Here is a 26,460-nt window from a genome sequence, read left to right on the forward strand (position 1 = left end):
AAAAATGTCAAATAAGTTCATCTTTCTCCTCGATAAAGTCCATATAATTGTGTAAAAGATAAAAGGCCATGTAACAGCCCTTTTACGGTACAATGTTTTTAACCACAAAAACATACCCAGGAGGACGTTACATGACCCAAGTACATTTTACACTGAACAACGAAGAGGTTCAAAGTATTATTGAACATTCGGTAAAAGATGATGTTTCTAAAAATATTTTAACCACTGTTTTCAACCAATTGATGGAAAATCAACGAACAGAATATATTCAAGCCGATGACTATGAACGTTCAGAAAGTCGTCAGAGTCAAAGAAATGGCTATTATGAGCGAGACTTTACGACTCGTGTGGGTACACTCGAATTAAAAGTGCCTAGAACACGTGATGGTGAATTTTCACCGACGGTGTTTGAGCGTTATCAGCGAAATGAAAAGGCACTGCTCGCTTCAATGCTTGAGATGTATGTTTCGGGCGTTTCGACACGTAAAGTTTCAAAGATTGTTGAAGAGCTATGTGGAAAATCTGTATCGAAATCTTTTGTTTCTAGCCTGACTGAGCAGTTAGACCCGATGGTCAACGAATGGCAGAACCGTTCACTCTCAGGTACGAATTATCCTTATCTGATGACTGATGTTCTCTACATAAAAGTCCGTGAGGACCATCGAGTGCTTTCTAAAAGCTGCCATATTGCGATCGGGATAACAGAAGGTGGCGACCGTGAAATCATTGGCTTCATGATTCAAAATGAAGAAAGTGATGACACATGGTCCATCTTCTTTGAATACTTAAAAGAACGCGGCCTAAAGGGGACAGAACTCATCATTTCTGATGCCCATAAAGGCCTAGTGTCTGCGATTCGTAAGTCATTTACCAACGCAAGTTGGCAGAGATGCCAGGTCCATTTTTTAAGAAACATCTTCAGTTCCATTCCAAAAAAGAATTCAAAACCGTTTAGAGAAGCAGTAAAAGCGATCTTTAAGTTTACGGATATTGAACTCGCTCGAACAGCTAAGAATGCCTTAGTCGGTGAATATATCGACCAGCCTAAATATACAAAAGCCTGCGAAATATTGGATAATGGCTTCGAAGATGCCTTTCAATACACGGTTATCGGAAATAGTCATAATCGGCTAAAAAGCACCAACCTTCTTGAACGACTGAACCAGGAAGTCCGCAGAAGAGAAAAGATTATTCGGATTTTTCCCAACCGAACGTCTGCCAATCGATTAATTGGAGCTGTCCTTATGGACCTTCATGACGAATGGCTCAGTTCTACAAGAAAATATATTAAGTTTGATCAATGAGAGACCGGTAAAACATTGTATAGTATTTTACACAGGATTATGGACTTGACTTTCTCCTCCTAATTATGTTCATTTATTCACAATAAAAAACGCTTTTATTTTGCTAATACGTATTAACATTTTTAATTTTATCTTTACATTGTTACTTATTGAACAATAGGAAATTAAAGAAACTTTTGAAACTTATGTAAAGTGATTTTTACTAGAACACAAAAAAAACCTTAAAACCAAACTTAAGAAGTTTAGTTTTAAGGTTAACTTAAATTATATTATGCGTGGAAACGTTCCACGCCATCTAGATAAGTTGCTTCCAATGTCATATCAGGGTTCAATACGATAAAGTCTGCATCGCGTCCTTGAGCGATTTTTCCACATGTATCATCGATTTTACAGCTGATTGCTGGAATCAGACTAGCCATCATGACTGCTTGTTCTGGTGTTGCTAATCCCCAGTCTACAACATTTTTAATTGCTTCTTTCAATTTCAATATACTTCCAGCTAAGTTGCCAGATTCTAGACGTGCTGTTCCTTCTTTTACTACTACTGGAAATTCGCCTAAATTGTAATTTCCATCAGGCATCCCACCGGCCATCATACAGTCTGTAATTAATGCGACATGATCATGTCCTGCTTTTTCCATTAGGATTCCCGCAGCATTTGGATGTACATGATGGCCATCACAAATCAATTCAGAAAAGACATGTTCTAAAGATAATAACGCACCCACCATACCTGGTTCGCGATGATTCAATCCACGCATACCATTGAAAGCATGGACAAATACACTGGCGCCAGCTTCAACAGCTTTTTGCGCTTCTTCTAGCGTAGCGTTACTGTGACCTAGAGAAACAACTACTCCTTCTTCAGTCACTTGTTTGACAAACTCTTCTACACCTTGACGTTCCGGTGCTAAAGCAATTTTTTTGATTAAACCGCCTGAAGCTTCTTGCCATTCATGGAAAGTATCCAAATCAGGATCCCCGAAATAACTTGGGTTTTGTGCCCCTTTGTGTTCTTCTGTGAAGAAAGGACCTTCAAAATAGATTCCTTTGATTTTAGCTCCTGGTGCTTCCTGATACATTTTGCCGATTGTCTCAGCTACATCTTTTAAACGTTCTTTGCTTGACGTCAATGTTGTTGGTAAAAATGAAGTCACTCCACAAGATAACAGACCTTCAGACATCACTTTGATGCCTTCTGCATCATTATCCATTACATCATGATTCATATAGCCGTGAATATGTGTATCTACCAAACCAGGAGCAATCCATTTGCCGCTTTGGTCAATGATGTTGACTTCTCCCTCAGGTAGTTCTTTGGTGTATTCACCAAAAAGTCCATCGGTAATTTCAAGATAGCCTGCATGTTTGACACCTGACGCTAAAAAGAATTTGTCAGCATAGATAAAAGTTCTCATTCTATTCTCTCCCTTTGTTTTTCTACCTCTAAAGTACTCTTATTTAGAGAAGAAGTCAAGAATGGTCTACACCATTTACAAATTTTTTGAAATTTGTTTCACAGCTTGTGCTAAGCCTTCATAGAATGCTGCTCTTTCTGGTTCTTCTTTACGCTTGTATATTAAGCTTTTAAGCACAAATAAATCATTGAGGTAATAGTAGCTATTCTTCTCTTGAGCCCAATAGATTCCTTGATTCACCTGTTCTAACGCTTCGTCGATTTCATTTTGATGGAATAAGAAATTTCCATAATTATAAAAAATTTGCGAAAATTCACTTTTTGATCGTTCGTCAGCTGATTGGTGCAACAGTTGAATGCTTCGACTCAAATAATAGCGTGCTTCAGCCGTTTTTCCTGCAACACCATATATTTTTCCAATGCAACTGATCAGTTGTATTTCTGTGTCAGAAACATGGATTCTTTCTTTTTGGCTAGAGTAGCTTAATGCTTCTTTCAAATAATAAAGGGACTGAGAGATATTTTGACGCAACGTGAATTCGCAAACACCGAGATAATAATAATAGCGTTGAAAGTCAGTTGCTTGATACAGATTTTCAGAAATATCAGAAGATTTTAGTACTTGTTCTAACTTCCGATAATCACGTTTTTGGAAACAACTATCCAACAGTTCAAATAATTTATCGTTTGTCCGAGTAGTTTTTCGAGAGAGATTCATCACATGATCAATCGTTACCCCTAGCCGTTGACAAATCTGCATCATCACCAATACATTCGGCAGTTCCTCATTATTTTCGATCCGACTTAATACACTTTGTGAACAAATATCTTGCGAAAGCATTTTTTGCGTCATTTTTTGTTCTTTTCGAATCTCTTTAATGATCGTGCCAAAGGACTCGATTAACGTTTCCATAAGTATCCTCCCCAAAATATGCGTATTCGCATTCTATTCGTATTTTACTTTAGGAAGTCGCAAACTTCAAGAAAAGACTTGCAACTAAATAATATACTTTAGTTATTTAAGAAAACTCCACTAGAAAGAGAGCCTCAGTGTGTTTGTCTGTGGCCCTCCTACTGAAAAATTTGGTTTTTAAAATCATTTTTGGCGATAGGTTGCTAGGAATTCTCTCATTTTCTTAGCTGTTTGTTTCAAATCATCCATTTTAGGAAGATAAACGATTCGAAAATGATCTGGCTGGTTCCAATTAAATCCACCACCATGTACAAGTAGAATATGATGTTCATGTAAAAAGTCCAAAACGAATTTTTCATCATCCAAAATATTGAATCGCTTTGTATCAATTTTTGGGAATATATAAAAAGCAGCTTTTGGTTTTACGGCTGAAAGACCAGGAATATCATTGATTGCATTATAGATATATTCTCTTTGTTCATAGATCCTTCCGCCTGGCAGGAGCAGCTCATCGACACTTTGATAACCGCCTAGCGCGGTTTGGATAATTTGCTGAGACAATACATTGGAACACAAACGCATGGAGGACAACATATTCAGCCCTTCTATATAGCCTTTAACGTGTGACTTATCTCCACTTAGGACCATCCAGCCTACTCGAAATCCTGCTACACGATGAGATTTGGATAGACCATTCAGCGTAACAACGAACAAATCAGGCGCTAATGTAGCAATCGGAATATGTTCTAGACCATCCATCACTAAGCGATCATAGATTTCGTCGGAATAAATAATCAGGTTATTTTGTCGAGCTACTTCAACGATTTCTTCTAATAATTCTTTTGGATAAAGTGCCCCAGTAGGATTATTAGGATTAATGATAACAATAGCTTTTGTCCGACTCGTTATTTTTGATGTGATATCATCAATATCAGGATACCATTCTGCCTCTTCATCGCAAATATAATGAACAGGTGTGCCTCCAGCTAATGCAATAGAAGCCGTCCACAACGGATAGTCCGGCATTGGAACCAGTACTTCATCTCCATTGTCCAGCAACCCCTGCATACACATCGTGATCAATTCGCTCACTCCGTTGCCGGTGTAGATATCATTGATCGTCACATTCGGAAAATGTTTCAGTTGGCAATATTGCTCAATTGCTTTTCTAGCAGAAAAGATCCCCTTGGAATCTGAGTAGCCTTCTGAGTCACGGACATTCATGATCAAATCACGAATGACTTCGTTTGGTGCTTCAAATCCAAAAGGTGCGGGATTTCCCGTGTTCAATTTTAAAATACTAATGCCCTCTTCTTGCATCCGCTCCGCTTCTTCTAGAACGGGACCGCGAACATCGTAACTGACACCTTCTAATTTGTTGGATTTTTCAAATTCTCTCATCACTTAGCCAATCCCTCATTTCAAAAAGTTAGAACTTTCCAAATTTTTTGTTATTTACTATTTCAATATCATACTCCATCCTAGAAAATTTTGCCACTTATTTAGGAAAAACGTAAGTATTAAAAAAACACAAACAAGCGTTAAGAACTTAATTGTCATGATAGTCATTCCATAGATTCGCTGCCCAATCCATTGCAATTCCACAAATGATTCCTAGCATAAAACCAAGCAAAAAACGTCCGAATGCAAGTCCAATCAATACACCTAAGATCATTCCCAGTCCTGAAAATTCTCCGTCATATTTCTCCATCTTAATAAGTCCTCCCATTTTTGAGCTTGACAACTATGTAAAACCTCGCTATCATTATTGTGTTATTATTACGCAGATGTGTTGGAATTGGCAGACAAGCATGATTGAGGGTCATGTGAGCGTTAGCTCGTGTGGGTTCGAGTCCCATCATCTGCACTACAACTCGTGAAGTTAATTTTGCTTCACGAGTTTTTTTGTTTGAACGTTTCTTTATGCCATTATATACATATCACTGTATCCTTTACAAAAAGAACGTACAATCATGTAAACAGCCTGAGGTGAGTATATGAAGGTCGGAAACAAGCTACTCGTAGAAACTTGCAAGTGTTAAAACAATTAATCGAAAAACGAGTAAAATCCTGATGTTAGGATGATTTCATGGACACGATTTGGTAGAATCTAACTACTAAGAAAAGGACGTGTCCACGATGGCAAAAGCCAAGAAAAAATTTGATGAAGACTTTAAGAAGATGATCTTAGATTTAAACCAGTCTGGCCAATCGGTCGAAGAACTGGCAGCGCAATATGGTATCGCTACACAAACGATTTATCGTTGGAAGAAGCTTCATACAAAGAATGTAGCAACCGGCATGACTGAGGCAGAAATCCTAGCGATGAAAAAGGAAATGGCCCGCATGCAGGAGGAAAACACTATCCTAAAAAAGGCTTTAACCATATTCGCTCAAAAGTAAAAATGAGTGATGTCTTCGAATTTATTCAATCAAATGTTCATGATCATGACGTAAAACAAATGTGTACCGTTTTGGAAGCACCGAAATCCAGCTACTATGACTGGAAGAAAAAGAAACCTTCCAAGCGCCAATCAGAAAACAAACGCTTAAACCGCTTGATTTCAGGAATCTACTTTGAAAACAAGGGTATCTATGGTGCGCCTAAAATTCATAAGATTCTTGTTGGCCGTGGCGAGACCTTGTCCTTAAAGAAAGTACAAATACTGATGAGAAAATTAGGCTTGCGTTCAGTCACCCTCAAGAAGTACAAGCCTGGCAAACAAGCGAAAGTTAAAAGTGAAGGACGTAAAAACCTGTTAAACCAAGATTTTACCACTACGTCGATCAATCAAAAATGGGTGACAGATATTACCTATATTCATACCCTAAAAGATGGCTGGACCTACCTCTCCACTATTCAAGACCTCCACACAAAGAAAGTCATCGGTTGGAAGTTTGGCAAGCAGATGACGAAAGAATTGGTTATCGAAACCCTTGACAATGCGCTCTTAAACCAAACACCCTCCGAGAACTTGATCATCCACTCAGATTTGGGTTCTCAGTACACTAGCGAAGCCTATGAGGCAAAGCTGAATGAATTGAACATTCGGCACTCCTTCAGTCGTAAGGGCTGTCCCTACGATAATGCCGGTATCGAATCGTTTCACGCCTCACTCAAAAAAGAAGAAGTCTATCCATCAAAAGCGTATGAAAACTTTGAAGCTGCTCATTTAGCGTTATTTCAATACATTGAAGGATTTTACAATCGCAAGCGAATCCATAGTAGTATCAACTATTTAACACCAAATCAGATGGAGGAGTTGGCATTGCAAGCTTAGTTCCTAGCTACCACCTACATTTTTTTGGCGAGATTTCCACAGGGTTTCAACTTCATCGCTTCGATCAGCGGTCAAACGGTTTTGGTTTGACCGCTGGTCGAAACGATGAGATACTCACCCGCTGGAATCTCGAAAAAATTCTCACAAATCGTGTCCGAGGTATTGACTCAAATCCATCCCTCACCTAATACTAGAGCGAGGGATTTTTTGTATATTATCTGTTTATCACCGTTATTATAAAGGTACAAATACCAAGCACGGTTAATCCAAATTGCATAAATTCATTTTTTTGTAAACTCATGCTTTTCATTAGCTCTTTAACTGCCATTAGTACTAAGATGGCGATAACAACATAAAGTATATAGTACGTCCGCATTCCGGAAGCCCATACTGTGGGAGAAAATCCCATAATTAACCTTGAACAAAATCCCATTATCATCAAAATAACTAAAAAAATAGAAGTTTTCTTATTGTCAAAACTTAAATAAATTCCAACAATTAAACATAGTAATAATGCCAAGACTACTAAAGTAGCTATCCAAGTACCTGGATAAAAAAGTGACAGTTTCGTTCCTAACTCTGTAAAGAGATTATTCAGGTTACTACTACTCCAAATCATTGCCCTTTTATTTCCATTGACGTAAGTAAAGCTTTGACCCATTGTATTACCAAAATAAATAATCAGGTTTAAGAAAAACGGTAATGCAGTCAATATACGCACATAATAGTTTTGACATTTCCTATATGTTAGAAGGAAAATTAAGAAAAATAGCAATAAAAATAAGATATTCATGTCTAAAAAAAACGGCTTTCCAAATGATGAAATACCTAAATCTAACTTATTAAGAAAGTTGAAATTTTTATATTCAGGAAACCATTTATTAATTTCATGTGCAGCACGTAATGCATTCCCTGGAGTTGTCAAAGAGAAAATTAATTCTGCTAAGCTTATTATTGAAAATACTGATAACTTATAATTATATCGTCCATTGACAATCAAATATAAACTAACTATACTTGTTAGAACAAAAAAACAGGCGTTGACTTGTTCTTGATTAGTTAAAAATATCAATAAAGGAATACTTACCCAATATATTTTTCTATTTATTTCTTCTCCTCTTAAGAGTTGAAAAAACGGATAAAAAGTTAGTAAACTAAATGCTACTGGCCACTGATAGTTCAAGGTGGTTGCTCTCCAACCGGTTTCCCCCATTACTGTCAATGGTATTAAACAGTATATAGAGCAAACCAATAATAAATTTTTAACATTTATTTTCTCAAAAACATACTTGCAAAGTAATACTACAATTCCTAACATAATCGTAGAATTTAATAATTTCCATAGCATAAAGTGTTTAGAAAAGAACATTAAGAATAGTTCTATAATAATTCTTGAACTCCATCTCTTATAATGTTCTATCGAAGCACCCAAATAGCCAAGTTCATCTAATCTACTTGCATAAACTACGTCATCCGCTCTCATAGTCGGCATATACATATTAAAGAGTAAAAAGATACCCCAAATCCCTATTAGTAACAAGATCAGTTCTTTGTTATTCGTTATTTTTCTATTATGTTTGTTCATTTTTATACTCCTTCTTATATTTCCTAATAGAGTATAACATAGCTTTAAGCATTACTTAAAGATAACTTAAAAGTTATCTTTTAAATACTTAATTGTTAAATACCTTATTTGATGCAAAAGAAATCTACGATAGTCAACAAAAAAAATTTTCATTATATCCAGAAAAATTTTTCTTAGTTAAGGACCTATGGATTGCAGTAATGCAGAATTCGTCGAATAAACTGCCAAAGACATACAATCATATTGCTTTTAAAATTGACGAACAAGATATAGATTCGTTTGTCTCAAAAATCCAAATGTTAGGTTTAACTGTCGAACCAGGACGTTCTCGTGTGAAAGACGAGGCTTCTTCAATTTACTTTTACGACTATGATAATCACCTCTTCGAGTTACATACCGGTACTCTCCAGGAACGTTTAAAATCCTACAATTCCACTACCTGAGACTAGTAATGACTAGTCTCTTTTTATGGCCTCTGATCCCCCCATTGAGCGAATACTAATAGGGCTTCGAATTGATCTGTTCAATCTTTAAGCAATATCCCTCAAATGAGTTTGGAAAGTTTAGTGATTCATCACAAATACTTAAATACATGTAGTTATATATAGATTGAGGTTCTTGTGAGCGTATGCTCGTGTGGGTTCAAATCCCATCGTCTGCATCCATCTTTCCAAAACAAGCGGCTAGGACATTTTTGTCTCAGCCGCTTGTTTTCTAGTTTATTCTTTCATCTTGTCGGACCTTTTTTCTTGGGTATAGACTTTTCTCATATTCTACCACAATTTTGGGTTTCCCTAACACATGATAGGATCTCACAACAAATTGCTTTCTATTATTATAATAACCTGTAACGACTAACTTCATCCCTTCGTCTACTTCAGCTAGGAAGTTCAAACTATGGGAAGCAATCAAACAATTGACCCCATTTAAACTGAAACGGATCAACGGTCTGGCACTAACTTGCAAAGTACGGATCTTATCTACTGTTCCATATTTTTTCTCCATAACCTTACCTCAATACCATTATACGAACATACATTCCCTTTGTAAAGAAGAAACTCTGTTTTATCTTTTTGACTTTTTGTCTATTACCTTTCTTAAAATCATATTGCACTTCCTGCGAAGATGAAGGACATGTACTAAAAAAAAGAGGCAGCAGTATAGATTACTGTTGCTTCTTTACTAATTTAGGTTTACTTGTTAAGAAAGATTATTTACGCAAATGTTCTTCAACAATTTGCTGAGATTTATCAGCTGTATCTTCCACTTCATCTTTTGCTTTTTCTAACTTTTGAATATATTGTTTCAAGCTTGAGTTTTCAGCAGTTGCTTCGTCTAATTTCTTTTGTGTATCTGTTAACTGAGTTTCTACATTTGTTTTTTCTTGTGTCAGTGTTGCGATTTGTTGATTCAAACCATTTACAGTATTTTGTAATTCTGAAAGTTTTGCTTGTGCTTCTTGTAGTCTTGCTGTCCAATCTGCATTCAGATGATTGATTTCATCATTTTTGTAGTTGTGCATCCTTGCTGACTAATTGACTTTCTAAGTTTTGTTTTTCTGCTGCCGATTGATTTTTTTGGTTTTCTAATTCATTTACTTTTGTTTGGTATTCTTGGACATCTGCCTTTGAATCTTGCAATGTCTGTTCTTTTTGTGCTAGTCGAGCGGTAAGATCTGTAATCGCTTGCTCTTTATCTGTCAATGTATGATCAAGCTGTGTCAGATTCTCATTGATTGTATCAATATCTGTCTCTCCACCCCACAAAATAATTTCATTTGCGTACCGCGTGCCTGTGTAGCCAATTAGACATAGAAATGCAACGACAATCCCACCAGTAATAAATTTCTTTTTCATTTGCATAGCTCCTTAATCCAATACTTTTACATACTAAAAGTAAGTGATCTCAAACACAATGTCAAGCGTTTTTAAATTACATATGTAATTTTAATATAAATACTATCAAATACTCATTTAATCCTCCTTTTTTATCTATTTAAAAAATCTTTTTTATAGAGAAAAATGCAGGTTAATACTTTCTTAAATAAATATTTATGGTGAACAAAAACAAAAAAGCAAGTTTTATTAAACGTAACCCTTTTCATTTCATAGATTACTGTATTTATTACAAAAAACGTGGATTTGTCATAAATTGTCATGCTTCTTTTACCTATGAAATATTTTCACGTGTTAAAGTATTCCTCGTTGAACACAACAAATAAAACTTTTTAACGAATAAAGGAGATTTTTCATGACATCACTTAAAACTTTACTTTTTGGAACAACTTTGGCTGCCGGCGCTGCATTCTTCATGGGAACGACTGCTCATGCGGACGAAGCTTATACCGTTCAATCAGGTGATACTCTATCAACGATTTCTCAAAAATACGTTGGTGATAACTCCTTGATCAATGCCATTGCAGAATCAAATTCAATTTCTGATATTAACCTGATTTACTCAGGACAACAATTAACAATCCCAACAGAAGGCTCTGCACAAGCAGCTGCTGAACCTCAAGCAGCCGTTCAAGAAGCACCAGTCCAAGCTGAACAACCTGTTGTACAAGAAACGGTTCAAACGGAAACACAAGCAGCGCCTGTTGCTGAAACACAACCTGCTCCTGCTGTAACAGAAACTGCTGCTACTCCAGCAAGTACAAGCTCTGCAAAAGAATGGATCGCACAAAAAGAATCAAGCGGTTCTTACACAGCAACGAACGGACGTTACATCGGACGTTACCAATTAGATTCTTCTTACTTAAATGGTGACTACTCTGCTGCAAACCAAGAAAGAGTAGCAGAACAATATGTTACTTCACGTTATGGTTCTTGGGAAGCGGCGAAAGCATTCTGGGAAGCAAACGGTTGGTACTAAGATTCATTTATTAATCGAACGGTTTACTTTTATACAAAGAAAGCCAAAAAGAGGTGTGACACAACTAGTGTCACACCTCCTTTTTATTTACCTAATCTAATGAAACGTTCCAAGTTTTGATAAGTATTTTTCTTAACTTCTTCAACTGATAGCTCTTTGATCTCAGCGATTGTCTTTAACTGTTCTTCAAGCAGTGAGACATAATATTTTTCTGAAAAAATCCCCCCTAAAGCCCACTCTGCTGCATGTAGTCCATCCGTTTCAATAAGTAAGTGGTCGATTGGGACTGTTTTAGCTAGTTGCCAGACTGCTGGGTTCTTTTTCAAATCAAGACCAATGCTGAAATAACAGCCTAAATCAATATAGTCTTGTTGATAGTCCAAAGAAGAATACCAATGAATCAAATAGTGATTAGGGTAAGATTGGATATAATTTAAGATCTCTTTTTCGCATCCTTTTGTATGCAGTACAACAGGTTTCTCATTTATGGCTGCAAAAGCAAGCTGTCGCTCAAATACTTTTTTTGTGTAGTCATCGGTACATTCGTCCAAATATTATCTAACCCTATTTCACCGATGATCCTTGCTTTTTTCAAAAAAGGCTCAACTTGTTCAAACGTATAGCTATCTGCTTTCCAAGGATGGATACCGTAACTTAAGGCTTGAGTCTTACTTGCTGCAAGCTGTCTGTTTTCCTTCCATTCTTCTGGCGAATCACAATTGATGATCGTCAAAATCGTGTGTTCCTGCTGAAGGAGTGCTAAACTCTGACTCCCATCTAAATGACAATGAGCATCACTTAACATCTAATTCACCTGCCAATAACTGATAAATCGTTTGCTTCAACTCTGATTGCTGCAGTAGCCATTCACGTGACCGTCGTTTTTCAGGCACTTGAATCTCAGCAATCACATGTGCCGGACGGGCGGAAAGCACAAGAATCCTGTCTGATAAATAAATTGCTTCTTCGATATCATGCGTCACAAGTAAAGTAGTCCGCTTTGCTTTTTTAGGCAGCTTCAACATCCAGTCTTGCATCTGCCCTCTGGTCATAGCATCTAACGCTCCAAATGGTTCATCAAGAAGCAAGTAAGAAGAAGGATTCATGATTGTTCGTAACAAGGCCGTTCGCTGCTTCATCCCGCCAGATAATTGTTCCGGCAAAAAATGTTCATATCCGTTTAACCCAAAGATATCCAGATAATCCCTTACTTGTTCTTCATTGATTGTTAGATGATTGATTTTTTGATATAACGTAACGTTTTGATAGACGCTCAGCCAAGGAAGTAACATATCTTCTTGCGGCATATAACTAAATGCTGTATGGAGACCAGTTACTTTTTGATCGTCTACTTTGATCATTCCAGAAGTCATAGGCTGGACTCCTGTTAAAGTTTTCAGCAATGTTGACTTACCGGCTCCGCTTGGCGCGACAATCGATGTAAAGGTATCTTTAGGGATAGTGAAATGGATGTCTTCTAATATTTTCAGGTTTTCAATGACTACATTCAAGTGGCTGATTTGGATTGACATATCTATCACTCCTATTTTATAAACTGATTAGTGAATAGTTCTTGCGAAGGTACATCTTGCTTGATCAATCCGTTTTCCTGCATAAAAGCTGTATAATTGCGCCAAACTTTTTCTTCCATCAATCCCCAATTCTCAGGATTATCCGTATAATTTTTTGACAAGAATGCTTGTGATTCTTCTAAAAACGTCCGATCATTTTCTTTTGCATATTTTTGCAACAGTTTAGCACTGTCATTTGGATCCTTAATAGCTTCCTGATAGCCTTTTTTCGTGGCATCCATAAAAGACTGTACCAATTCTGGATCACTTTTGATCAGTTGATCATTCGTAATAATTACCGGAGTATAGTAATCTAACCGTTCATCTAATTCTTTCAATGGGATATAGTTTAGTTCAATACCCGCTTCTTTTGCTTTGATCATATCCCAACCTTCAAAGTACCATTGGATATCTGAGGATTTTCCTAAGCTTTCTGGCCCTTCTCCATTGCTTCCTACCATTGTCAGTTTTGAAAAGTCCCCGCCGTCTTTTTCCATCACAGCTTTTAAGACAGCTTCTTCACTTGGACTTTGCCAACCTGCATATGTTTTTCCTTCAAAATCTTTTGGTGAATGGATGTTACTGTCTGATAGGGTGGCGAATCCAGAAGTATTATGTTTGATCACTGTAGCAATTGCTTTGACTGGTATATTCTGTCCATCTGCGTGAGCATAAGTGACATCTTCTTGATAACTTACACCAAATTGTGCTTTGTCCGCACCTACTAGACCAATACTTGTCGAATTATCTCCTGGTTCGATGATTTGGACATTTAAACCAGCCTCTTTATAATAGCCTTTTTCTTTTGCTAGGTAGATGCCAGTATGATTAGTATTCGGTACATAATCCAAAACAAGTGTCACTTTTTTCAAATCCTTTGTTTCTTGTTTGCTACTTGTTTCTTTTGCAGTGCCACAAGCGGATAAAAGCAACAGTAGCGGTAATAAAAGCCATAATTTTTTCATTTGATCCCCTTCTCTTAAAAAATATAAAGCATACGATAATACCCTTTTTTCAATAATGAACAAGCGCCATTCAGCAATAAACTCAATAGAATGACACAAATGATCGCAGCAAAAACTTTATCGATCTGGTAGCTGTTTTTTACGCGTATCATGTAATACCCTAAGCCTGCTTGAGCACTTAGCCATTCTCCAACGACTGCTCCGCTGACACAATAAGTAGCAGCCACTTTTAAACCGGAAAAGAAGCCGGATAAACCCGCTGGTATTTTATATATTCGATAAATCTTCCCTGTATCTGCCCCCATCGTTTTCAAAAAGATGATTTGCTCTTTTGATACTTTCCTCAATGTATCCGAAAAAGAAACTACGATCGGAAAATAGCTTATCAAGACAACAAGGATCACTTTTGGAAGCATACCGAAACCAAACCATAGGGTAAGTAATGGCCCTAACACCATGATTGGCAACATTTGTGAAATCACTAGTAACGGATAAAAAGACATTTCTAAAAACTTCCAATAATCCATTGCCAAGGCAGTAATAAAAGAAAGAACGCTAGCTATTACCAAACCAAGCACTGCTTCATTTAATGTCGTGACAGAATGGGAAAGTAATACTTGTGCATCTGCCGCTAATGCAGAAAATACAGCAGCAGGTCCGGGTAAAATAAAGGCAGGTATTTTCCAAACTATGACAACAATCTGCCAAATAATTAAAATGAATGCCATACTGACTGCTGGATAAAGATTTTTCTTCATTTTGTTACCTCCTTTCTTCTAATATGAATAACAAAAAACGCTTGAAATGGGCACGACATAGTAACCCGCTTCAAGCGTCTGCTATGTTTCTCCCTTCACCAGTATTAACTGACAGGTTCAATGGGTCTAAGTTCACAACTTACTCTCATGTCGTCTACGACATCCCCAGAAACAGGTATTCATTTTTTAAAGTGTAGCACAAGAAGGAAAAAGCAACAAGCGCTTTAGTTATCATGCTGATTATTTCAATAAATAGGAGAGATCACTTGCCAATGTCGGATACCCCATGATATAGCTATCCAACTCTTTTTTAGTCAATTTTTGATTGATGACTAGTGTCAAATCATCGATCAATTCGTCTGCTTGCTCGCTAATCACTGCAGCACCAATCAAATAATTTTGCTGGTCAAAGGTCAATTCAGCCTTAGCAACTGGTTCATTGACACGATGATAGGTGAACCAACTGGTAAGATCCATCTCTACCACTTGATCTGACGAAGAAGCGTGACTTTTTGTAACACCTACTTCAGCAAGTTTAGGACTGGCGTAGACGATCGTAGGTATAATCGGATATTTGATAGGTTCGCTTGTTGCATCCGTTATCCGCTTAGCTACATAATTTCCTTCAAAAGTGGCGACTGGTGTCAATTTGGGGGTTTTCCTTGAAACAATATCTCCACACGCAAAAATTTTTGGATTGCTCGTTTGCAGATAATCATTGACTGCAATTCCGTGTTTATCAAAGACGACATTCGCTTGCTCAAGTGCTAAAGATTCTGTATTCGGCTGTCTCCCAGTCGCACAAAAAATCATATCTGCTACTAATTCCGTCTCTTTTCCGACTAAACGATAGCGAGTACCTTCTGAAATGATCTTTTGGGTTTCAACACCAAAAGCAAACTGAATGCCAGATGCTTCCATTTGATGGACGGCTTCCTCTACCAAAGACGCCTCAAATTCTTTTAATGGCCGTTGATTATGATGGACAATGGTTACTTTGCTCCCTGCAGCATTGGCAATCGTAGCTAGCTCAAAAGCAATATAACCACCACCGATAAAAATGATTTCTTTAGGCAGTACAGGCAATGATAAAAAGTCTGCACTAGTTTTCAAGTATTCCTTTCCCTCCACTGGTAAGATCGTAGGTCTTTGCCCGGTTGCCAAAACAAAGTAATCCGCATGGAAGACTTCTTCGTTGACTTCAATAGATGAATCATCCAAAAAACGAGCGGTTCCTGAAAGATGATCGATTTCAGCTTCTGCTAATTGTTTTTTTCGGCTTTCTGGGACTGGATCCGTAAATGTTCGTTTGAATTTTTGAAGTTCTTCCCAGTTGGCAGTTGGGATCTCGTTAAAACCTTTTCCACTCAATTGTTTTACCCGATTACGTGCCTCTACTGCACTTAACAAGACTTTTTTAGGATCACATCCACGGTTAGGACAAGTCCCGCCCCATAGATCTTCTTCGACCACTAGTACTGTTTTACCTGCTTCTTTCAATCCATAAGCAGCACTTAAGCCGCTCACACCTGAACCGATGACGATTGCATCATATGTTTTCATTTCCTTCCTCCTCTCGACTTAAAAAAGCAAAGATTTCTTTACTTGTCAGCGACCCAATACTTCTTTGCTTTTCTACTATCACAATGCTTGGATACACCGAAAGAAGCGAATATACTTCTTTCATAGGCGTATCAAAGCAAACTTGTTGACGAGCATTTTCTGGTATTTCATTTAAGAAATATCCATTGACGACTAAATCTTCTACTCGCCACTCTTTCGTCTGTTTCGGTTCATTAAAGAAATGCCGAACGTAGTCGTTTTTAGGATTCATCAATAACTGCTCTGGTGTGTCACATTGGATAATTTCTCCATCCTTCATAAATGCAATACGATCACCTAGCTTGATTGCTTCTTCCATATTGTGCGTAACGAAAACGATGGTCGTGCCCAATTCTTCGTGTAAGGACAAAACCAATTCTTGTAATGAGTTTCTTGAAATCGGATCTAATGCGCTAAATGGCTCGTCCATCAAAATCACATCTGGGCTTGCAGCAATAGCTCGGATGATCCCGATCCGTTGCTGTTCTCCTCCAGACAACTCTCTAGGCATACGATCTCGATAAATATCAGGAGATAAGCCAACTTTTTGAAGAAGTTCATCTACACGGTCTGCTCTTTTCTGCTTTTCCCAACCTAACATTTCAGGGATGACTTCAATATTTTGCTTGACTGTCATGGTCGGGAACAAAGCGATTTGCTGCAGCACATATCCCATATTCCACCGCATTTTCTGCAGATTATATTCATTTAACGATTTTCCTTTGAAGTAGATGTCTCCTGCTGATGGTTTAGATAATCCATTGATCATTTTCAAAGTAGTTGTTTTTCCACTACCGGAAGGACCAACCAAAACAAAGATTTCTCCTTTTTTGATTGCCAGATTTAGGTCATCGATGACATACTTTCTATCATACTTTTTTTGCACATGTTTGAACTCGATTAATTTAGTCACTGATCTTCCTCCTTTACTAATCCTTCATTTTTCAGGAAGATTCGTGCTACTTCTGTCGGCTTTTTCTTTTCGACATTGACTTGGTAATTCATATCAATCATTTGATCCTCTGTTATTTTTCCGCTTAATTTATTCAGTGCTTTAACGATTTCAGGATGTTCTTTAGCAAAATCTTTTTTCATCAGCGGTGCGCCTTGATAAGCTGGGAATAACCCTCGATCATCTTCTAGAGTCACTAGATCGTACTCCTTGAGCTGGCTATCTGTGGAATAGGCATCCACAATATTGACATCTCCATTATTGATTGCTTGGTAACGCAAACTTGGCTCCATGCTTTGTACACTTGAAAAATTCAAGCCATATGCTTCTTGGATTCCTTTATATCCATCTGAACGATCAATAAATTCCAGTGTGAATCCCGCTTTGATCTGATCAGAGATAGCTGCCAAATCGGAAATCTTTTTAAGTTGATGTTCGTTCGCAAAAGATCTCTTGACTGCCAAGGCATACGTATTTTGGTAAGCCATTGGTTTTAATAATGTCATATCGAATTGCTTATTCAATAATTCTTCTGCTTCGTCATATGTTTTTTCTTTTGTCAAATCAGCACTTTTCATTGCTTCAGGTACCTTCACCAAGCTTTCTAGGACAGTACCTGTGAACTCAGGATAGATATCGATTTGACCTTGATCCAGTGCATTGAACAAAAAACTCGTCTTGCCAAAATTCGGTTTTAATTCAACTTCTGTTTTTGTGTTGTCTTCAATCAATTCTTTATACATTTGGATCAGGATTTCAGGTTCCGCTCCTAATTTTCCAGCAATCGTGATGGTTTCATTTTTAAACAAGGCAGACTGATATAAAGAAACGCCGCCAAATAAACACACCACTGCTGCTAAAGTAATGATGGAATATCGAGGTTTCTTATGCTGCAACCAGCGAATCAGTCCGCTGAATATAATTGCAAGCAAGGCAGAACTGATCGCACCAATCAATGTCAAAACAGGTGTATTTCGGTCAATACCTAACAAAATAAATGTCCCTAATCCACCTGCTCCGATCAATGCTGCCAAAGTAGCCGTACCGATGATTAAAACTAAGGCAGTTCGGATACCTGAGATAATGACAGGTAATGCGATGGGAAGCTCTACTTTCAGCAAGCGTCTCATTCTGGACATACCAAATGCTACCGCTGCTTCTTCAATAGACGGGTCAATTTCAGCTAGACCAATATACGTGTTTTGGAAAATCGGAAGCAAAGCGTAAATAACAAGTGCAATCAATGCTGGAACAGTTCCGATCCCTACAAATGGGATAAGTAAACCTAATAAGGCAAGTGAAGGAATCGTTTGGAGCACACCCGTGATCTGCAATAAGACTTCTGCCATTTTTTTATGATTGGCTGCCCAAATCGCTAAAGGAATAGCAATCAGTGCTGCAATCAGCAAAGAAATGAGAGAAATGGACAGATGTTGAAATGCAGCTTCCAGCAACTCGCCTTTTCTTTCACTTAATGTTTGTATAAAATTATTCATGCGACCTTCCTTTCTGTTATTCTTTAAGTATAAACATTTCTTTCCTTTTTCCCAACTAACTTGTCTTGCCTTAACCTTACAGCACGAACAAAAAAAAAGAAAAAAATACCTCTAAATATGCTGACAAAAAAGAATCCAAGCAACAAAGTCGGATCAACTTTTTGGTTCTCGTTTTTTCACTACGAATACCATAAAAATCTATACGAAATTGTCACTTGGAATCAGCTATATCTTTTTTACACACACAACTTTTATTTTAATAAAAAGAAACAGCCAATAAAGTAGAAATCTCGTGGGGGAGAACACCTTTATTGGCCTGTTCAACGAATATTATACTGTATCATGACACTTTTTTGCCAAAAATGTAAAAAACGGTTGTTTTGACATCATAAACGTCTTGTTTTCTTATTTTTACTTATATCACCACTTTATTTTCTATCTCTTTCACTCCATAAAGCGGAATGAGTTCTTCTTTTGACTGATAATAAACAGCTTTCTCACGGTTCTTCATCAAAAAAAGAAAGATGTCTTTCATAGCAAGTGGTGCTTTGCCGTGTTCAAATAAAAAGATAAATTGATTTGCTTTATTTATCTGGACCATTGTCACAGGCACCAGTTTTTGTTCTTGAGCCAAAAAAACTCCTTGATACTCTGTTTTTTTGGGTGATTTTGTAAGAATTGTCAATAAGTCTGCTGCTCGCATTTTTCCACTCCTTATTTGATAAATAAAAAGAAACAGCCAAAAATAATTTTTTTTCATTTTCCTCTTGAAGTAAGAGTATAAGTCAGTATAATAAAGAAGTTGCTGAAAATTTTCAAAAGAAAAGAGGCTAGAAATGAAAAAATTAAATTTATTTACAGAATTGTGCGGAATCATTTTAGGCGCAGGAATCTACGGATTAGCTGTGACAGGAATCAATATTCCATCTAAGCTGGCAGATGGTGGGGTTACTGGTATTGCTTTGCTCTTGCATAATCTTTTTGGATTCGCTCCTTCTGTCACTTCACTGCTTTTTAATTTACCTTTATTGCTTATCTCATTGTTTCTTTTTGGAAAACACGCTTTTCTCCGGACGATCGTCGGAACATTTGCGCTAGTTTTCTTTTTACATTTATGGGAGAGCCTTCATATACATTTTGCTGTAGATAGTCTACTGATCAATAGTTTGATGACAGGTATTCTTTCTGGCATTGGTTGCGGTCTCGTCTTTCGATTCGGCGGAAGCACAGGCGGAACAGATATCATTTATCAAGCCATTGAAAAATATTTTCATATTAAGATTGGCAAAAGTCTTTTCTTGATTACTTTTGGTATTTTAGTTGTCTCCTTGCTTTATTTGGATCTCACACATTTTCTGTATACATTACTTAGCTGTTCTATTCTATCTTATACATTGAATAAAGTGAAATATCTGGAAATTGGATCTGTTTTGCCCCAATTGGAAGCAAAACAGACTACAGAAACATTTGAACCACTTGACCCTCTTGAACAGTTAGAGCACTGATTCTTATTTTTCACTACTTTATTTACAGAAATATCATTATGTAAACTAAAATGATATTATTCAGTAAAATCTTCTTTATAAAAAAATAAAAAATAAACTATTTTTGCAAACGATCTGCGAAAATAGTTTGTTTTTTTATTTTGCCATTATTTTCTTACTTATTGGGAGAAAAAATTCGCTTAAGCTCAAAAAAATCTGAGGATACGATATAAACTTTCGGATAGAGTATAAAATAAGGAAACGCCGCAGCGTTTCCTTTCCAACTGTAGCCGAATATAAATTTGTATATCACTTATTTAAAATAGCTATTTTCTCCCAAAGAGTTTCCTTGATCATCGATCAATCCTTGTAATGAGCGTTCTAAAATACCATGGCTTTTTTTCGATTTTTTTTCTTCTGACTGCTTTGTTTCCTCTAACATTTTTGTTCGATTGAATGTTCGTACAGACGGCTCACCATTTCTTTTTTCTTGATACGGCGTCGGTTCAGTATCGAACAACAGATAAGAGTCATCCGTTTTTTTCATCGATTCGATTAAATGATCCTCAGAAATTTTGCTTTCTCTAGGGTCTGGGATAATCGATGCGGGTACATATTTAGGAACAAAATAAGAACGCTCCCGCACCTTCGTGTCAACAGATGCGTTTCGTGTAGTATGCTTGGACTCTGTCCTTGTTTCACTTTGTCTGACAGAACGAGAGGAATCACCAAAAAGTTTTTTTCGTCCTGTCGATGTGATTTCTGATTGGTAATGGCCGGTATAATCCGGTAATTTTCCTTTATGCTTTTCCAAATTTCCCTTACGCGGAGCTGACTTCAATCCATTTGTTGCACGACGCTTGCGACGGATTTTCTCGGTGTTCGTGTTCGTGAAATGAAATTCTTTCATCTGCTCAAACGGGGACTGATTCTGTTCAGTCAAAAGATCTTCTTGTCCGTCAAATAATACTCGCTTCTTGTCGTTGGTTAATTTTACGCCTAACTCATCATCGTACGCAGGAAAACGGAAATGTTTTCGTCTGATTTCTTTCATTCAAACCATCCTTCTCAAAAATGGAACTTTTCTCAATAATAGCACAGATTCATTGTTTTCAGTAGCAATGCGCTGATTATTTTAAGAAAATAGCGATGAATTTCATAAATATATATATAGTAATAAGACTTAATTCGTTGTCTCTCTGATAACTAGTTCAGGAAAAAAACGACGATAACCTTGACTCGCCCCTTTTTCTTCTATTTTTTTTAACAACATTTCTCCACATACTTCACCCATACGTATAATATCTTGCTTGATCGTTGTCAATTTAGGTGAACTGATTTGGTCTAAAAATACCCCATCAAATCCAATCACACCAAATTCTTCGGGCAAGTGTCCTCCAGCATTTATAATCCCTCTTACTGCTCCTAGTGCTAGCCGATCTGAACTACATACAAAACAAGTTTTATCTGTAAAATCTGCCCAGTTTTCTGTCATATATCTTTCTACTTCTGTCGAATGATTTGGAAACCGCAAGATTTTACTAGGAAGATCAACTTCCTTCATCACAGATAAATAACCAGTTTCCCTTGAAATTTCAAAAGGCTCGTCCACTTCGATACCGATATAAATAATCGTTTGATAATCTCTTTCTAAGGCATATTGCGTTGCTTTTGCTGTACCATATTCATTATCGCTGTCTACATAATCATATCCTTCAGAATTTTCCCCAAACAAGACAACTGGTTTTTCCAAACGATCGATCCAATCGAAGTCTTTTTTTCTGACACCTGTGATGATGTATCCATCACAAGAACCGACGTCGAAGGCATCATTTGTAACTAATTGGAGAGAATAATGCGCTTTACCGATCCGTTTAGCGATTCCCATCAGCAAATTCATGTAATAGGGCTCAGTTGTGTCGATTTCTTCCAGTATAAATAATTTGATGATCTGCGACCGATTCGTGACAAGTGCTTTTGCAGCAATATTTGGACGGTAATCCAGTTCAGCCATTGCTGAGAAAACTAACTCTTTCAATTCGTCAGTCACCTGTTCCGGATGATTGATGACTCGAGAGACCGTCATTTTTGAAACATTGGCACGTTTTGCAACATCTGCTAAAGTGGGCATGCTCTCTTCCTTTCTAACATGTTGTCATTCTTACTATCAATTATACCAAATTTTCCTAACAGAGTTTATTATAGCCCAAAATAAAAAACGGAAAATCCTCTATCGTCATGAGTGATTTTCCGTTTCAATTATTTATACTTTTTTATCAAATTTTTTGCTAAAAAAGTGGAAGCTTCTTCCATTAGTGGTATTTGTACCATATGTCGCTGTGTTTTTGAGGAACGAAAAACAATTTCTTTTCCGTAAGACTTATGCCGATTTTTTTCTACAAATCGTTCCGTTTGTATATAAGGGATTTTTTCGTCAGCTTGTCCATGCCAAAAGAACAGAGGACGTCCAGCTAACTTTTCCGGCTGCAATGACAAATCATAGCTCTTAACCCATGAAATCAAATCAAAATAGTCTTTTGGTACGACATAATTATATTCCGATCCGCGCCTTACGATTTCTTTTCCATATTCCAAAGGTGCAGGGGAACCCATCAAACACACGCCCGCTACTATATGAGGATGTTTAGCCAACAAGGCGCATGTTGTCATTCCCCCCATCGAAACCCCGCCAACTGCAAGCTGATCATGTAGAAGACCTCTTTTTTCTAAATGCTTGATAAGTGTGTCAAATTCAAACAGATTTCCGTAGATACTATCCCAAAATGTATAGGATGGAATAGAAGAAACCGGCTGTTTGCGCTCCCCATGATTCATCGCATCTGGCAGGATCACACGAATGCCCTGCTGCGCAATTTTTCTTCCTTGCGTCAAAACTAACTCCTTACTTGTCTGCCATCCGTGATAATAGATGACAACGGGAATACGTTCCTCTCTTAATTCTTTCAGAACAACTTCTAACACTGGAATATGATGGACAGAACGTTTCAATATAATTGGATTCAATTGTTACTCACCTATTTTCATTAAATTTCCTGATCGCCATAGCAACCATGCTCCAACAGTTGTCTGGAACAGGTTCAGTGTACCAAATAATATAAATGCAGGACTGAATGGCTCGGGAAATAAGCACAGAGAACAAAGTCCCACCACTCCTAATGCTAGCGAAAGGAGTGGATAAATAGAAAAATTCAAAAAACTGGCAACGCTACCGAAAATATTACCAATAAACAGTATCAAAAAGAAAAAAACGCTTAAAATTAAACCATCTGTCAGCGACATCTGAAAAACAATGTTCTCTACCTCAATTGGCTGTTGAATCGAATAGACACCTAAGTATATACTGAGAAGGAGACTTAGCACGTGGCTGGCACAAAACACACGATTGACCGTTTTCATTTTAATCACCTAACCTATCTTTATAATTCTATTATAATCATTTTATCATTTTTTTGTATGTATAAAGTTTCAATTTTTCTTCACTTACGATTTTTTTTGATATTGTTGTTATATAAATGAAAGGAGTTTTACAAATGATTGATCCAAAAATGTTGGGGATGATCTTCCTCATTAATTTTGCTTATATCACTCTGAACACGTTACGTTTCATGTTGACAATGAAAGGCTATCGACTGATTGCTCCACTTGTCAGTATGGTCGAGATCACGATTTATATCGTCGGCTTATCCCTTGTTTTAGATCGTTTAGATAATCCACTGAATTTATTTGTCTATGCGTTAGGTTACGCAGTAGGTATCAGTGTCGGAATTTTGATTGAAGACAAATTGGCATTAGGATACATCATGGTCACAACGATTTTGCCAGCAAATAGCGCAGAAGATAAAAGTTTGCCGGGTATACTGAGAGAACACGGTTATGGTGTGACACAGACTTCTGCAATGGGGCTGGAAGGTGAGCGGCTAGTTCTCGAAATACTTTCTCCTAGAAAAAGCGAACGTGAACTGTATCGCCTGATCAAAGAAATCGAAGAGCGTGCTTTTATCATTTCTTATGAGCCAAAATATATTTCAGGTGGTTTCTGGACTAAAAAAGTGAGAAAACGACAAGGAAAATAACTCACAAACTTAAAAACTGTCTAATATCTAAATTAAATTTTAAATGTTAGACAGTTTTTATTTATTATTTTGATTAAAAAACATCGACATATACTCATCAATTTGTTATTATACTTTATATACTTATCAATTTAATTTGGAGATATTATGGAAATTCAACGTAGAACCACTAATTTTTTACATTTAGGCTCTTTTTTTGCAACTTTGACGATCTTATTTTTTCTATGTTATTCATACCTTAAGACCTCACATGCGCCTTCTAGTGCATTAGGCTGGTTGCTTTTGGATCATTCTGATATCACAGAAGCCGAAGAAAATCCGTTTTTTTTGATTTTGTCTTCTCTTTGCGGCTTACTGTTTTCTGTTTATTTCGGTGCCTATTTTTTTCATCGACATCCTGGTACGTTAAACGAAGCTTCAAGCGTATTGATTGCATTTAAAACGTTTTCTTTTTTAGCAATTCTTTTTTATTCGTTTAATCACAATACGCTTTTCTTCTTTATCATGAATGGTTTAGTCGTGATTTTATCCATTTTTACTTATTTTATTTTTTCACTCATTTTTAGCCAATTGAAATGTCCACTCTTCTTTCGATTAGTTCCTGTCACCTGTTTTATTTACAGCTTGTTTTCCTTTTTTGTCCTTGCTTTAATGCCACTGACCAACCCTTCGACGATCCAAGTCGCAGGAAATCTGTTGGATATGCTCTTCATCGTCAGTCTAGGTGTATTTATGTGGCAAAGAAAAAACAAACAAAATAAAAAGCATTTTGAAGCCTGACTATTACGACTTCATAAATGCTTTTTTAGTTTTAAACACTTCAATCTAAAAGAATAACCCAAGATTGTATAAATTATTAATGACTCGCCATTCGTTTCTTAGTGATTCTGGATCATCAAATGGACTTCCTAATCTAAGCAGCTAGTTCTTCCCATAAAATGCCATACTTGACTGAATCATAATATTGATTATTTAAAAATCTAACTTTTCTTATCACTACTTCCTTTGTCATTCCACATTTCTCACCATTTTTTTGCATTCCTTTGTTTCCAGACCATGTAGTGAATCCAATAGGTGGTAGATAGGCAAAATACTCAAATAATTCTTTTAACCATAAAGGAAGAGAAAGGCTCCTCCTGCAAGAGTCAGTATAATTTTTGCTTACTGCTCTCTTAGGTTTTACTCACTAAAACTGTTCTATATTCTTTGATATAAGAAAATGCATGCGGTATAAATTTCTTGCTCAGCTCAGAAAAGATTTGTCGTTTAAGAAAGGCCGTTTCCTCCATTGTCAATGAAGGATCCAATGTTGGTAATTCAATCTCAAAATTGTTTTTTTCGACAATAGGTAATTCTAATGTGAATGATTCTTCTTCCTTTATAGTATTCGTCACAAGTAGAGACTGATGGAAAATACTAGGCCGGCGATTTTTATATTTATTCTTACGTATCCTGTCAACGATAACTTCTATTTGATCAAAAAAGTACGCTTCATTTACGTCTCCAATAAGTTCGGCTAATTCTTTGAATGCCTTCGTTACAGGAAGCTGATTCTTCTGTACAAAAAAGTAATTAGCCAAAGTAAGCGGGAAGTGTTCTATAGAGGAAAGTGTGATAAAACGGTACTTCTCATTTCCTGCAGTTGCCCTCAGCAATTCTGTCTCTCGGCTGTTTCTTACTCCATAAAAATACGCTTCTTTCCGTTCATCTTCGAAACAATACGCCCAAATAACTTCTCCCATCGCTAATTTTTGTTCATCAACAGAGAGTCTCTTCAATTGTTCAGCTATGGTTTCAGCAGCCGAAGTGGCTTGTTGCAAGTAATCTTTAGGATCAAATATTGGAAAGTTCAAATGATATCTTCGTTCTTCCCTCTTGATTAATCCTGCATCGATCAATAGATCAAGAAAATGGGAAAATTTATTTTGCGAAAATTCTTTTTTCAATTCTCTTAGAATCGTTTCTTGTTCTCGATGTTCATATAGATAATCGGTCAATGAAGAAAAAAGCGGATCATCGGTCAGTTTTTGATAAAAGTTTTCCTTATTTTTTGAATAATAATAGTTCATATATGTTCTCTTTTCTATCCGTTTTATTTTACTTAAAAGGCTTTTACGTAAAAAGGAGGAAGAACAAGAGTCATAATTGACTGTTATTCTCCTCC

At 36.8% G+C, this 26,460-nt stretch carries 26 protein-coding genes, 1 tRNA gene, 2 pseudogenes and 1 riboswitch; of the genes and pseudogenes, 8 read left to right on the plus strand and 21 right to left on the minus strand.

Translation table 11 applies throughout. The features are described 5' to 3' along the window. The first annotated feature begins 131 nt into the window (after nucleotides 1-131). The gene (locus IGJ87_RS07215; protein WP_002323245.1) at nucleotides 132-1,304 is read left to right on the plus strand and encodes an IS256-like element IS1542 family transposase; all 1,173 of its coding nucleotides are present in this window, start codon (nucleotides 132-134) and stop codon (nucleotides 1,302-1,304) included. Nucleotides 1,305-1,573: 269 nt separating this feature from the next. Here IGJ87_RS07215 and nagA read toward each other — a convergent pair whose 3' ends face one another. From nagA to IGJ87_RS07235, 4 genes are all read right to left on the minus strand, one after another. Then, entirely contained in the window at nucleotides 1,574-2,722 is a 1,149-nt protein-coding gene (gene nagA, locus IGJ87_RS07220) for an N-acetylglucosamine-6-phosphate deacetylase (protein WP_002289803.1), read from the minus strand. A gap of 75 nt (nucleotides 2,723-2,797) precedes the next feature. Next, entirely contained in the window at nucleotides 2,798-3,634 is an 837-nt protein-coding gene (locus tag IGJ87_RS07225) for a helix-turn-helix domain-containing protein (protein WP_002292704.1), read from the minus strand. Nucleotides 3,635-3,817: 183 nt separating this feature from the next. Beyond that, nucleotides 3,818-5,035 (minus strand): pyridoxal phosphate-dependent aminotransferase, encoded by a 1,218-nt coding sequence (locus IGJ87_RS07230; protein WP_233130569.1) that lies wholly within the window; start codon nucleotides 5,033-5,035, stop codon nucleotides 3,818-3,820. Nucleotides 5,036-5,183: 148 nt separating this feature from the next. Further along, the gene (locus IGJ87_RS07235; protein WP_002303756.1) at nucleotides 5,184-5,363 is read right to left on the minus strand and encodes a hypothetical protein; all 180 of its coding nucleotides are present in this window, start codon (nucleotides 5,361-5,363) and stop codon (nucleotides 5,184-5,186) included. 54 nt (nucleotides 5,364-5,417) lie between these two features. Here IGJ87_RS07235 and IGJ87_RS07240 point away from each other — a divergent pair. Further along, a tRNA-Leu gene (locus IGJ87_RS07240) sits at nucleotides 5,418-5,501 on the plus strand. Between the two features lie 272 nt (nucleotides 5,502-5,773). Then, nucleotides 5,774-6,915 (plus strand): IS3 family transposase gene (locus tag IGJ87_RS07245; protein WP_100970418.1). Its coding sequence is split into 2 segments (ribosomal slippage): nucleotides 5,774-6,002 and nucleotides 6,002-6,915, totalling 1,143 coding nucleotides; the frame shifts between segments, so codons are not numbered across the junction. Between the two features lie 214 nt (nucleotides 6,916-7,129). Here IGJ87_RS07245 and IGJ87_RS07250 read toward each other — a convergent pair. Continuing rightward, nucleotides 7,130-8,500, minus strand: coding sequence for a DUF6056 family protein (locus IGJ87_RS07250; RefSeq protein WP_002333533.1), 1,371 nt, complete (start codon nucleotides 8,498-8,500; stop codon nucleotides 7,130-7,132). A gap of 92 nt (nucleotides 8,501-8,592) precedes the next feature. Here IGJ87_RS07250 and IGJ87_RS07255 point away from each other — a divergent pair, with 92 nt between their 5' ends. Then, nucleotides 8,593-8,943, plus strand: coding sequence for a VOC family protein (locus tag IGJ87_RS07255; RefSeq protein ID WP_002317672.1), 351 nt, complete (start codon nucleotides 8,593-8,595; stop codon nucleotides 8,941-8,943). 271 nt (nucleotides 8,944-9,214) lie between these two features. Here IGJ87_RS07255 and IGJ87_RS07260 read toward each other — a convergent pair whose 3' ends face one another. Together IGJ87_RS07260 and IGJ87_RS07265 are read right to left on the minus strand one after the other, a co-directional pair. Further along, nucleotides 9,215-9,505, minus strand: a complete 291-nt coding sequence (locus IGJ87_RS07260) for a hypothetical protein (protein WP_002295437.1) — start codon at nucleotides 9,503-9,505, stop codon at nucleotides 9,215-9,217. Nucleotides 9,506-9,710: 205 nt separating this feature from the next. After that, nucleotides 9,711-10,356, minus strand: a pseudogene (locus IGJ87_RS07265) (DNA-directed RNA polymerase subunit omega). Nucleotides 10,357-10,750: 394 nt separating this feature from the next. On the opposite strand from IGJ87_RS07265, the gene IGJ87_RS07270 reads away from it, so the two are divergent. Further along, nucleotides 10,751-11,374, plus strand: a complete 624-nt coding sequence (locus IGJ87_RS07270) for a LysM peptidoglycan-binding domain-containing protein (protein WP_002299583.1) — start codon at nucleotides 10,751-10,753, stop codon at nucleotides 11,372-11,374. Nucleotides 11,375-11,457: 83 nt separating this feature from the next. Here IGJ87_RS07270 and IGJ87_RS07275 read toward each other — a convergent pair. The 8 genes and pseudogenes from IGJ87_RS07275 to IGJ87_RS07310 all read right to left on the minus strand — a co-directional run bounded on the left by IGJ87_RS07275 (nucleotide 11,458) and on the right by IGJ87_RS07310 (nucleotide 19,421). Beyond that, a pseudogene (locus IGJ87_RS07275) lies at nucleotides 11,458-12,179 on the minus strand (TatD family hydrolase). Beyond that, nucleotides 12,169-12,906: an ABC transporter ATP-binding protein gene (locus tag IGJ87_RS07280; protein ID WP_010726005.1), complete on the minus strand. Its 738-nt coding sequence runs from the start codon at nucleotides 12,904-12,906 to the stop codon at nucleotides 12,169-12,171. Before IGJ87_RS07280 ends, IGJ87_RS07275 begins: the two are co-directional and overlap by 11 nt. Nucleotides 12,907-12,917: 11 nt before the next feature. Continuing rightward, nucleotides 12,918-13,910, minus strand: coding sequence for an ABC transporter substrate-binding protein (locus tag IGJ87_RS07285; protein ID WP_002301478.1), 993 nt, complete (start codon nucleotides 13,908-13,910; stop codon nucleotides 12,918-12,920). Nucleotides 13,911-13,924: 14 nt separating this feature from the next. After that, nucleotides 13,925-14,668, minus strand: coding sequence for an ABC transporter permease (locus IGJ87_RS07290; protein ID WP_002297003.1), 744 nt, complete (start codon nucleotides 14,666-14,668; stop codon nucleotides 13,925-13,927). A 73-nt stretch (nucleotides 14,669-14,741) separates the two neighbouring features. Beyond that, nucleotides 14,742-14,846: riboswitch (TPP riboswitch) on the minus strand. Nucleotides 14,847-14,908: 62 nt separating this feature from the next. Then, the gene (locus IGJ87_RS07295) at nucleotides 14,909-16,231 is read right to left on the minus strand and encodes a dihydrolipoyl dehydrogenase family protein (RefSeq protein WP_002301479.1); all 1,323 of its coding nucleotides are present in this window, start codon (nucleotides 16,229-16,231) and stop codon (nucleotides 14,909-14,911) included. Further along, nucleotides 16,218-17,183 (minus strand): ABC transporter ATP-binding protein, encoded by a 966-nt coding sequence (locus IGJ87_RS07300; RefSeq protein WP_002299396.1) that lies wholly within the window; start codon nucleotides 17,181-17,183, stop codon nucleotides 16,218-16,220. The genes IGJ87_RS07295 and IGJ87_RS07300 overlap by 14 nt, the downstream gene beginning before the upstream one ends. Continuing rightward, the gene (locus IGJ87_RS07305) at nucleotides 17,180-18,718 is read right to left on the minus strand and encodes an ABC transporter permease/substrate-binding protein (RefSeq protein WP_002289765.1); all 1,539 of its coding nucleotides are present in this window, start codon (nucleotides 18,716-18,718) and stop codon (nucleotides 17,180-17,182) included. The genes IGJ87_RS07300 and IGJ87_RS07305 overlap by 4 nt, the downstream gene beginning before the upstream one ends. Before the next feature lie 415 nt (nucleotides 18,719-19,133). Then, nucleotides 19,134-19,421 (minus strand): hypothetical protein, encoded by a 288-nt coding sequence (locus tag IGJ87_RS07310; RefSeq protein WP_002289767.1) that lies wholly within the window; start codon nucleotides 19,419-19,421, stop codon nucleotides 19,134-19,136. Nucleotides 19,422-19,554: 133 nt separating this feature from the next. On the opposite strand from IGJ87_RS07310, the gene IGJ87_RS07315 reads away from it, so the two are divergent. Next, nucleotides 19,555-20,223: a YitT family protein gene (locus IGJ87_RS07315; protein WP_002297002.1), complete on the plus strand. Its 669-nt coding sequence runs from the start codon at nucleotides 19,555-19,557 to the stop codon at nucleotides 20,221-20,223. Nucleotides 20,224-20,515: 292 nt separating this feature from the next. On the opposite strand, the gene IGJ87_RS07320 is transcribed toward IGJ87_RS07315, so the two are convergent. The 4 genes from IGJ87_RS07320 to IGJ87_RS07335 all read right to left on the minus strand — a co-directional run bounded on the left by IGJ87_RS07320 (nucleotide 20,516) and on the right by IGJ87_RS07335 (nucleotide 23,619). Continuing rightward, a complete protein-coding gene (locus tag IGJ87_RS07320; RefSeq protein ID WP_002299391.1) occupies nucleotides 20,516-21,256 on the minus strand; it encodes a hypothetical protein in 741 nt (246 codons plus the stop codon). Nucleotides 21,257-21,385: 129 nt separating this feature from the next. Next, on the minus strand, nucleotides 21,386-22,333 hold the full coding sequence (locus IGJ87_RS07325; protein WP_002289258.1) for a LacI family DNA-binding transcriptional regulator: 948 nt from the start codon (nucleotides 22,331-22,333) through the stop codon (nucleotides 21,386-21,388). Nucleotides 22,334-22,461: 128 nt separating this feature from the next. Continuing rightward, the gene (locus IGJ87_RS07330) at nucleotides 22,462-23,226 is read right to left on the minus strand and encodes an alpha/beta fold hydrolase (RefSeq protein ID WP_002298096.1); all 765 of its coding nucleotides are present in this window, start codon (nucleotides 23,224-23,226) and stop codon (nucleotides 22,462-22,464) included. Between the two features lie 3 nt (nucleotides 23,227-23,229). After that, nucleotides 23,230-23,619 (minus strand): hypothetical protein, encoded by a 390-nt coding sequence (locus IGJ87_RS07335; RefSeq protein WP_002297001.1) that lies wholly within the window; start codon nucleotides 23,617-23,619, stop codon nucleotides 23,230-23,232. Nucleotides 23,620-23,753: 134 nt separating this feature from the next. Between IGJ87_RS07335 and IGJ87_RS07340 the strand changes: the two genes are divergently transcribed. Then, nucleotides 23,754-24,296, plus strand: a complete 543-nt coding sequence (locus IGJ87_RS07340; protein WP_002289260.1) for a DUF2179 domain-containing protein — start codon at nucleotides 23,754-23,756, stop codon at nucleotides 24,294-24,296. A gap of 147 nt (nucleotides 24,297-24,443) precedes the next feature. Then, the gene (locus tag IGJ87_RS07345) at nucleotides 24,444-25,076 is read left to right on the plus strand and encodes a hypothetical protein (RefSeq protein WP_002289266.1); all 633 of its coding nucleotides are present in this window, start codon (nucleotides 24,444-24,446) and stop codon (nucleotides 25,074-25,076) included. Between the two features lie 133 nt (nucleotides 25,077-25,209). Here IGJ87_RS07345 and IGJ87_RS07350 read toward each other — a convergent pair whose 3' ends face one another. Together IGJ87_RS07350 and IGJ87_RS07355 are read right to left on the minus strand one after the other, a co-directional pair. After that, nucleotides 25,210-25,335, minus strand: coding sequence for a GNAT family protein (locus tag IGJ87_RS07350; protein ID WP_002323505.1), 126 nt, complete (start codon nucleotides 25,333-25,335; stop codon nucleotides 25,210-25,212). Nucleotides 25,336-25,468: 133 nt separating this feature from the next. After that, nucleotides 25,469-26,365 (minus strand): DUF1803 domain-containing protein, encoded by an 897-nt coding sequence (locus tag IGJ87_RS07355; RefSeq protein ID WP_002298098.1) that lies wholly within the window; start codon nucleotides 26,363-26,365, stop codon nucleotides 25,469-25,471. Between the last annotated feature and the right edge of the window lie 95 nt (nucleotides 26,366-26,460).

This window comes from Enterococcus sp. DIV1411a, assembly GCF_050531945.1.
Taxonomy (GTDB): domain Bacteria; phylum Bacillota; class Bacilli; order Lactobacillales; family Enterococcaceae; genus Enterococcus_B; species Enterococcus_B faecium.